The following is a 7968-nucleotide window of genomic DNA, read 5'->3' on the forward strand; positions in this document are numbered from 1 at the left end:
CTGAGATGGCGCAAACCGCACTCATCACAGGCATCACCGGCCAGGATGGCTCGTACCTCGCCGAGCTCCTGCTGGCCAAGGGCTACGAGGTCCATGGAGTCGTCCGCCGGTCGTCGAGCATGAACCGCGGCCGCATCGACCACCTCCAGCACGCCAATCCGAGCCATCCAGAAGGTTCCAAATTCGTCCTCCACTACGGCGACATGACCGACTCGGGCGGCCTCAATCGGCTGGTCAAGACCATCCGGCCGGACGAGATCTACAACCTGGCGGCGCAGAGCCACGTCCAGATCTCCTTCGACCAGCCGGAATACACCGGCGACGCTGACGGCCTGGGCACGACCCGATTGTTGGACGCGATCCGGACCGCGGGACTGCCCACGCGGTTCTACCAGGCCTCAACCTCCGAGATGTTCGGACTCACCCCTCCTCCCCAGAGCGAAACCTCACCATTCCACCCGCGGAGCCCATATGCCGCCGCCAAGCTGTACGCCCACTGGATGACGGTCAACTATCGGGAGGCGCACGAGCTGTTTGCGTGCAGCGGGATCCTGTTCAACCACGAGTCGCCTCGCCGCGGCGAAAACTTTGTCACGCGCAAGGTGACGCGCGGCATCGCTCAGATCCTGGCCGGTAAGACCGACAAGCTTCGCCTGGGCAACCTGGACTCCAAGCGCGACTGGGGCCACGCGCGGGACTACGTCGAGGCGATGTGGCTCATGCTGCAGCAGGACGAGCCGGACGACTACGTCATCGCCACCGGCATGATGCGGTCAGTTCGCGACTTTGTCGAAGCGGCCTTTGGGATGGCCGGTCTGGATTGGAAGAAGTACGTCGTCGTGGACGAGGCTTACCTGCGGCCCGCCGACGTGCACGAGCTTCGCGGCGACTCCTCCAAGGCGGCCGCGAAGCTGGGTTGGAAGCCGAAGACCACCTTTGACGAATTGGTCCACGAGATGCTCGAGCACGACCTGACGCTCGAGGGCGTCGACCCGGCCAAGCACCTGCGCGCGCCGCTCCCGGACTGAGGCCGGCCGCCTGCCGGCCGGAACGCGAGGTGCGTCCCGGCTCGTTTCTGTAGCTCCTTCGCGCTTTTGGTCGCGCAACGGCCATGATTGGCGATCAGTGTTGGGGCGCGCTCGCGCGGTCCTCTTGCGCCGCGAGGGCTTGACCGCGTTCGGTGTGGCCGCCGCCTACTTCCTCCTCTACTCGACGCTCGCCGTGCTCCGCCACCGCACCTACCATTCGTTCGGCTTCGACCTCGGCCTCTTCGATCAAGTCTTTTGGAACACCACCCAGGGCCGGCCCTTGGAATCGACCATGAGCCAGGCGCTGCCCGTCCCCCACTCCCTGCTCGGCGACCACTTCTCGCCCGCCTTCTGGCTTCTGGTGCCCTTCTACTACGCGTATCCGCACCCCGAGACGCTGCTGGTCATCCAGACCGCTGCGCTCGCCCTGGGCGCCTGGCCGGTGTACCTGCTTGCCCAACTCAAGTTGCCGGCCGGGTACCGGCTTGCCTGGGTGGCGGCCTACTTCCTGTTCCTGCCACTCGCCTTCATCAGCACCTACGACTTCCACGAGGTGGCGCTGGCCGTGGCGCCCCTGGGCTTCGCCCTCTACTTTCTCGAGCGCGGCCGGATCGGCTGGTTCCTGCTCAGCCTTGCCTCGACGTTCCTGATCAAGGAGGAGATGCCCCTGGTCGGCACCGGCTTCGGCGCCTACGTCCTGCTCAGTAAGCGCGACTGGAAGCTCGGGCTTGGAGTGCTGGCGGGGAGTCTGCTCGCCTTCGCCGCCATCATCCAGGCGGCGATCCCATACTTCGGCGGCGGCCGGCCCTACCCCTACATTGCCGGCCGCTACGGGCAGGTGGGTGGCAGCCCGCTCGGGATCCTCCGCACGCTGGTGAGCGATCCGGCGCGCATCGCGCGCGTCCTCCTGCAGCCCAAGAAGGTTTACTTCGTCACCGGCCTCTTCGGCCCGGTGCTCGGGCTCAGCGCGCTCGCGGGCTGGGCGTCGGTCGTGTTGCTGCCGACCCTGGGCTACCTGCTTTTATCCAGCTACGAGCCGCAATACTCCTTCACCTCTCAGTACTCGGCCCCTCTCATCCCCCTGGTCCTTGGGACCTCGATCCTGGCGCTTGCACGCCTCCGTGAGCTGGCGCGCAAGCGGGCCATGGCGGCGGTGATGGTGAGCTCTTTCTTCTTCAGCTGGGCGTACGGCGACTTGCCGTTTTCTCGCAAGTTCAACCCCGGCCAGTTCCAGCCCGAGACGCGCTACGCCGCCTTCCTGCCGGCGCTCGCCCGGATCCCGCCGGGAGCTCGCGTCTCCGCCGAGAACGGCTTCCCCAGCCATCTCTCCGAGCGCCGGTACATCTACGACTATGGGTACGAGGGCGTGCAGGATGCCGGGTGGGTGGTCCTCGACTACGAGGGGTCCGGTTACGACCTGCCTGCCTTTCAAGCCCAGGTGGCGGCGGTCGAGGCGGCGGGATACGACCAGGTCGCCGCCGGCTACGGCCTCTCGTTGCTTCGCAAGCGTTGATCGGCGCTGACTAGCCCGCCTGGATATCGATCACCAGGCGGGTGGGGCTGGTGAGGATGAAGGCGCGGTAGCACGCCGGTCCGGAGATCCCCAAACCCAACTGGACCACGCCCTCGAAATCCTGCACCACGCGAACCTCGACCAAACTGGGGTAGCTCGTCGTGATGTCGGTCGCTCCCGTGTATGCGGTATGCGCGTCGGCGCCGTGGATGGTCACCAGGATGCCGTTCCGGCCCGCGAGCGTGACCGTATCGCCACGAGGCGATCGGGTGAACGTCGTCCCCGACTGGGGCCGCAGCTCGATGCTGCTGGGCTGCCCGTTGTTGAACTCGACCGTCAGCCGGTCGTAGCCGGTGTGGGTGCCGGTGCGCAGGCCGTCGATGAACGCCACCGCCGGCGCCTGCGGCGACGTGATGGGAGCGGACGACGCGCACACGAACGGCGGCAGGTTGGTGTCCGGCGACGTCGAGGCGGTCGGCGACGGGCTCGCGCTCGGGGTCGGGTTCGTACCTCCGGGCACCACGTTGGCAGGGCGGTTGCCCGGGTTGGCCACGAACAGGATGCCGATGATCACCGCCGCCATCACGGCGGCCGCCAGGCCGGCGATCCAGAACGGCCCCCTGCGCTCGGGCGCACCTTCGAGCAGGGACGACCGGACCCGGTCGGGCAGCGCCGGGCTGGGCGAGCCGCTGATGGCGTCGAACGCGTCGTTGAGCTCGCGGCGGAAGTTCCCGTCGCTCATCTCAGAACACCTCCTCGAGCGTCAGGCCGGAGCGCAGTTTCTTGGCGGCGCGGTAGATGCGCGATTTGGCGGCCGCGGGCGAAAGGCCGAGCGTCCGCGCCACCTCTTCGAGTGGCAGGTCTAAGTAGAAGTGCAGCACCAGCGGGAGGCGATCGTCCGGGCTCAGCCGGAGGACCGCGCGCTTCAGGTCGGACGGCGTGTCATCACCCCAGTCGCCGGCCGAACGTGCCGCCGTGATCTCGGCCACCCTGAGCACCGACCACCAGCGCTGGCGGCGAGCCATCCGGCACTCGTTGGCGACGATGGAAAGGAACCAGGCGCGCAGGGAGCCGCCATCCCCCTTGAGCTGGCGCAGCTTGCGCCAGGCCTTGATCGAGGCCTCCTGGACGGCGTCCTCGGCCGCCGGCCGATCGCCCAGCATCACCGCCGCCAGCCGGTAGGCGGGATCCAGCAACGGGGCGATGAGGAAGGAGAAGGAGCCGGCGTCGCCCTGCACGGCGCGGGCCAGGATCTGGGGCCGCTGTTCCAACACTGCACTGGACATGTTCCTGCCTATTCGATGCGGCAGGCGGGCTCTTGGTTGCAGCCGGCGTGCACTTGAGGTCGTTGGCCCGAGGCTGCCGGCTGAGAGCGCTGCCGGCAACCTCGGCGTCTGGGGCCCCTCAGTCCTCCTCGCCGGCGTCGTTGAGGAACGCGCCGTTGCGGTCGTGCCCGAGCTCCGCGAACTTGACGTTCTGGTTCATGGAGCTGGAGTGAAAGTTGCCTGTCGACGAGCTGCCCGACCACTTGATGTGAGCGGTGGTCTTGACGAAGCGGAAGCGGAAGTTCGAACCTGTCGTAGTTCCCCTGCCAACGGCCCCCGTCCACTCGACGTCGAACGAAACGGTGCCCGGCACGGATGAACCGTGCTGCAGCGCGTTGACGACGTCCCTGAAGTCACGGGTCGCCAGGTTGTGGACTCGCAGGGAGGCCTTGCCCGCGTCAGGGTCCGCTCTGACCGCGTGGCTTGGAATCCGGATCGTCCAGAAAAGGCCGCCCGGCACGTTGCCTGGATCGAAGTCGTGGATCTGAGTCGTGGAGCCAGACCGGCTCTTGAAGACGTCCAGTCAGATGAAGGCGAAGGCACCCCGGTGACGCTCCCCGTCGACCCCGATGTAGCTGCCTCTCATGAAGCGCATGTCGGCCCCGAACGTGAGCGCATTGCCGGCCGAGTCGCTGCCGTTGCCTTCGATGTCGACGATCCCCACCGTGCCTTTGAAGTCTCCGATGGTCGACGGATCGCCTGTCCCCGGGAGAGCGAAGTGGAAGATTTCGGTTCCGCGCCCCAGCGGTTGGAAGTTCTGGCCCACCGGCCGGGGCATGACAAGACCGTCGTCGTCCGCCAATACCGCCAGTGGCGACCAGAGCCCTGAGGTCAGGGCTGCGCCCGTCGCCGCCGAGGCCGCGCCGATGAACTGCCGCCTCGACAGCGCTCGGTCCCAGAAATGGGCATGGCCGACCGCGAGGTCGCCATACCGCTCCTGCCAGATGGCGCCAAAGTCGATGCCGTCTAACCTCATCTCACCTCCTCCGGATATCGGGAGAGGGCCCGGTTGGGCCCTCTCTTGGTCAGAACCTAGAGCGCGGGTGGAACCGACAGCGCGGTGCACTGGCCCCTGGCGGTGCCGAACACCGTGTTCTTCACGGGCGTGAAGTCGCTCAGGTGCGGCTTGGGCGAGTTTTCGAAGCAGTTGAGGTTGTGATGGATCGTGTTGGTGCTCATCAGGTTGCCGTCGGCCATCACCGTGTGGTTGTCGTTCCAGTTGACGGTGCCCCCGACCTTGTTGCGGAGGAACCCGTCCCAGCAGGTGTGCAAGCGGGCGACCGTGACGTCTCCCCCAATCATGTTGTCCGTGTAGTCGGTGAAAGGCGGAGGGCCATTCGTGAAGAGAGGAGCGCAGGTGAGACCTCCGCCCCCGCCGGTCTCTGCGACCTCGCCCACGATGTGGCTGCGGTGCACGACGACCAATGTCGCGTTCTCAGCCACCAGGTTGCGGCCGATGCTGTGGTTGGTATGCCCGGCGGAATTGTTGAAGCACGGGAACTCCACCGGCTCGCAGCCCAGCCCGAGCTTGCCCCCGGTCTGGATCAACATGTCGCGCCCGATCGTCAGGTCGGAGCCGGAGAAGGCTGCCAGCAACGCTCCCCCTGGCGCGATGGTCACGTTGCGCTGCACCATCACGTTCCCACCATCGACCTTGCAGAAACCGGTGATCGTGAGCGAGTGATACGTGCCGGCCGCGACGGTCCCGCTGGCGCAGGTGGTGTCGGGGAAGGCCGCCGCGGCATTGACGACCCCCGACGCCGTGAACAATGCCGCCACAGCACCGGCGCTCAGGATGCTGGGCAGCTTGCGACCAAGTAGATGCATAACCCCCACCTCCTACTGAAGGCCCCTCGGAACTCATCGGGTTTAGCACACGGGGTGGGCAGCGTCCATAGGACATTAGGCCCGGCCGGAATCGATGTGAAAGCCGCGCACGGCGCCGGTTGAGGGTCAGGCCGTGGTGTGGTTCCTACGGATGGTCGGGGTGCGGCACCCGAACAACGGTGAGGCCATCGATCCCGGTGAACTCCTGGGGGTTGCACGAGGTCGCGCCGCCCGCTTGAAATGCCCAGCCAAGGAGCGTATGACGAGAGATGCGCTAGCCCGCCCGGGGTAGGTTCAAGGCAGCAGGGAGGTTGAATCCGGATGGTGAAATTCGAAGTCTCCGTGCATATCGATCGACCTCTGGCAGAGGTGTTCAAGTACATGGTTGATTACAGCAAGCTGCCCGAGTGGAACTCGATCGTCGAGGAGGCGACTCCCTCCGAAACTCCAATCAGGGTCGGAAGCAGAGTGCAGTCCAAGGCCCGATTCCTGGGCCGGAGGATCGAGGGGACGTTTGAGGTTACCGAGCACGAGCTCAACAAGCGACACGCGACCAAGGCCGAGAAACCATTCCCGCTCATAGTGACCAACACCTTCGAAGCCGAAGGTGGCGGGACCAAGGTGATGGGAATCTTCGAAGGCGAGCCAGGCGGGTTCTTCAAAATCGGCGAGCCGATCCTCGGCCGGATCGCGAAGAAGCAATTCCAGGCTCAGCTCGACACGGCGAAGGAACTCCTGGAAGCGCAGGTTCCAGCCCACACGTAAGGCAAGAGCGGGCGGCTAGCGCACGGAAAATCGGCATCGCGGCGCATGCGGTTTGGAATCGCCGAGCGGACGAGGAGAAGCCGGATCGATCGAGCGTCTTGGGGCGTCCACGATGTCTGACGGTCGGACCGTTTCCGTCGTGCCTGGATAATCACTGACCGCTTGATGCGTACCGCAATGTGCGGTACGCTGATTGCGCGATGCCAAACCCGTTCGAGTTTTCAGATCCCGTGATCGGAGACGCCTTCACCGACCGTGCCGAGGAGTTGAAAACCCTGACCTCGCGGATGGTGACTGGCCAGAACGTCATCCTGATCTCGCCGCGCCGATTCGGGAAGACCTCGCTGATCCTCAACGCGCAGGCTGCGGTGCGCAGGCGAGGCGGGCGCACCGGCCTGGCCAACCTCTTCTGGTGCCAGACCCGGCAGGACGTGGCTCAGGAGTTGGCGACCGCCGTCGTCCGGGGACCGCTGGGCTGGATCCGAGGAGGCATGGAGCAGATCCTCCGCATTCTGGCCGCGGTGCCGGGCGCGACTGTCTCGCTGGAGAAGGACGGCTACAGGGTCAGCCTGGCGCCCTTCAAGCCGCAGAGCGACTGGACGAGCGAGATCCGGCGCTTGATGGGCCTCCTGAGGGAGGCCGGCTCGGACAAGCATCCGGTCAGCCTCGTTATTGACGAGTTCCAAAAGGTGGCCGAAATCGATCCGGCGCTGCCCGGACTCTTCAAGAGCTTGACCGACCTGGAGTTGCGCGGGGTCAGTCTTGTCCTATCCGGCTCCCGCCGCCACGTGATGCACGAACTGCACAATGGGCCTGGCGCGCCGCTGCTCGGCGTCGGCGAATTGATGACGCTGGAGCTGGTGCCCGAGGCGGACATGATCGCCTTCCTCCGCTCCCGTGCTGAGGCGGAAGGCAGAAGGATGTCTGAGGGGGCCGCGCGACTTCTCTTTTTGCGTGCCCGCGGGGTGCCGGCATACGTGCAGCGTCTCGCCTTCGAGGCGTTCGAGGCCGGGACCAAGGCAATAGACGAGGCGGCCGCCGAGCATGCGGTCTCGATCGTGCTCAAGAGGGAACGGCAGTACTTCGAGGTCATGTACCAAGACTTGGCCTCCAACCAGCGTCACCTGATTCGCGCCCTCGCCATGGAGCCGACGCGCTCGGTCACGTCACGAGACTTCCTGGACCGCGCGCACCTGCGTGCCGATTCCAGTTCCCATCGGGCACTGAAGGCGTTGGAGTCGGCCGAGAAAGTGGAGCTGGGCCCAGGCGGCTGGCAGGTCGCGAACCCCCTGTTCGCTCTTTGGCTCGCACGAGGAGCCGGCCGTGGTGAAGGCGGATAGGATCGCAGGTCAGGAGCGGCCCTCTTTTGAACAAAAAATGGCGGAGCGGGAGGTGTGTGGTTTCAGCACATAGTGGACAGATGTCGCAAGACATAGTGGACACCACCAAATCCGGAGGTGGTCATGTCCAATCGCGATCGCTACATCGTCGAGGCCATCGTCGTCGAGCA

9 protein-coding genes are annotated in these 7968 nt (G+C 65.8%); 4 read left to right on the forward strand and 5 right to left on the reverse strand.

Going from position 1 to position 7968, the window contains the following annotated elements:
* Nucleotides 1–5 precede the first annotated feature (5 nt).
* Nucleotides 6–1028 (forward strand): GDP-mannose 4,6-dehydratase, encoded by a 1023-nt coding sequence (gene gmd, locus EPN29_02605; protein TAN34582.1) that lies wholly within the window; start codon nt 6–8, stop codon nt 1026–1028.
* A gap of 10 nt (nt 1029–1038) precedes the next feature.
* Nucleotides 1039–2541 carry a DUF2079 domain-containing protein gene (locus EPN29_02610; GenBank protein TAN34583.1) on the forward strand — a complete coding sequence of 501 codons (1503 nt, stop codon included), beginning with the start codon at nt 1039–1041 and terminating at the stop codon, nt 2539–2541.
* 10 nt (nt 2542–2551) lie between these two features.
* Here the strand turns inward: EPN29_02610 and EPN29_02615 are convergent, their stop codons facing one another.
* The 5 genes from EPN29_02615 to EPN29_02635 all read right to left on the reverse strand — a co-directional run bounded on the left by EPN29_02615 (nt 2552) and on the right by EPN29_02635 (nt 5693).
* Complete coding sequence (locus tag EPN29_02615) at nt 2552–3283, reverse strand: hypothetical protein (protein TAN34584.1); 732 nt, start codon at nt 3281–3283, stop codon at nt 2552–2554.
* 1 nt (nt 3284) lies between these two features.
* Entirely contained in the window at nt 3285–3827 is a 543-nt protein-coding gene (locus tag EPN29_02620) for an RNA polymerase sigma factor (protein ID TAN34585.1), read from the reverse strand.
* Between the two features lie 118 nt (nt 3828–3945).
* Entirely contained in the window at nt 3946–4326 is a 381-nt protein-coding gene (locus EPN29_02625) for a hypothetical protein (protein ID TAN34586.1), read from the reverse strand.
* 63 nt (nt 4327–4389) lie between these two features.
* Complete coding sequence (locus EPN29_02630; protein ID TAN34587.1) at nt 4390–4842, reverse strand: twin-arginine translocation signal domain-containing protein; 453 nt, start codon at nt 4840–4842, stop codon at nt 4390–4392.
* Nucleotides 4843–4898: 56 nt separating this feature from the next.
* Nucleotides 4899–5693, reverse strand: a complete 795-nt coding sequence (locus EPN29_02635) for a hypothetical protein (protein TAN34588.1) — start codon at nt 5691–5693, stop codon at nt 4899–4901.
* 321 nt (nt 5694–6014) lie between these two features.
* On the opposite strand from EPN29_02635, the gene EPN29_02640 reads away from it, so the two are divergent.
* The gene (locus tag EPN29_02640; protein ID TAN34589.1) at nt 6015–6458 is read left to right on the forward strand and encodes a hypothetical protein; all 444 of its coding nucleotides are present in this window, start codon (nt 6015–6017) and stop codon (nt 6456–6458) included.
* A 200-nt stretch (nt 6459–6658) separates the two neighbouring features.
* Nucleotides 6659–7798: a hypothetical protein gene (locus EPN29_02645; GenBank protein ID TAN34590.1), complete on the forward strand. Its 1140-nt coding sequence runs from the start codon at nt 6659–6661 to the stop codon at nt 7796–7798.
* Nucleotides 7799–7968: the final 170 nt, after the last annotated feature.

The sequence above is a fragment of the bacterium genome, assembly GCA_004299235.1.
Taxonomy (GTDB): domain Bacteria; phylum Chloroflexota; class Dormibacteria; order Dormibacterales; family Dormibacteraceae; genus SCQL01.

Coding starts and splice junctions, on each gene's coding strand:
- gmd (TAN34582.1), top strand. CDS start 6: ATGGCGCAAACCGCACTCATCACAGGCATCACCGGCCAGGATGGCTCG.
- EPN29_02615 (TAN34584.1), bottom strand. CDS start 3,283: ATGAGCGACGGGAACTTCCGCCGCGAGCTCAACGACGCGTTCGACGCC.
- EPN29_02620 (TAN34585.1), bottom strand. CDS start 3,827: ATGTCCAGTGCAGTGTTGGAACAGCGGCCCCAGATCCTGGCCCGCGCC.
- EPN29_02630 (TAN34587.1), bottom strand. CDS start 4,842: ATGAGGTTAGACGGCATCGACTTTGGCGCCATCTGGCAGGAGCGGTAT.
- EPN29_02635 (TAN34588.1), bottom strand. CDS start 5,693: ATGCATCTACTTGGTCGCAAGCTGCCCAGCATCCTGAGCGCCGGTGCT.
- EPN29_02640 (TAN34589.1), top strand. CDS start 6,015: ATGGTGAAATTCGAAGTCTCCGTGCATATCGATCGACCTCTGGCAGAG.
- EPN29_02645 (TAN34590.1), top strand. CDS start 6,659: ATGCCAAACCCGTTCGAGTTTTCAGATCCCGTGATCGGAGACGCCTTC.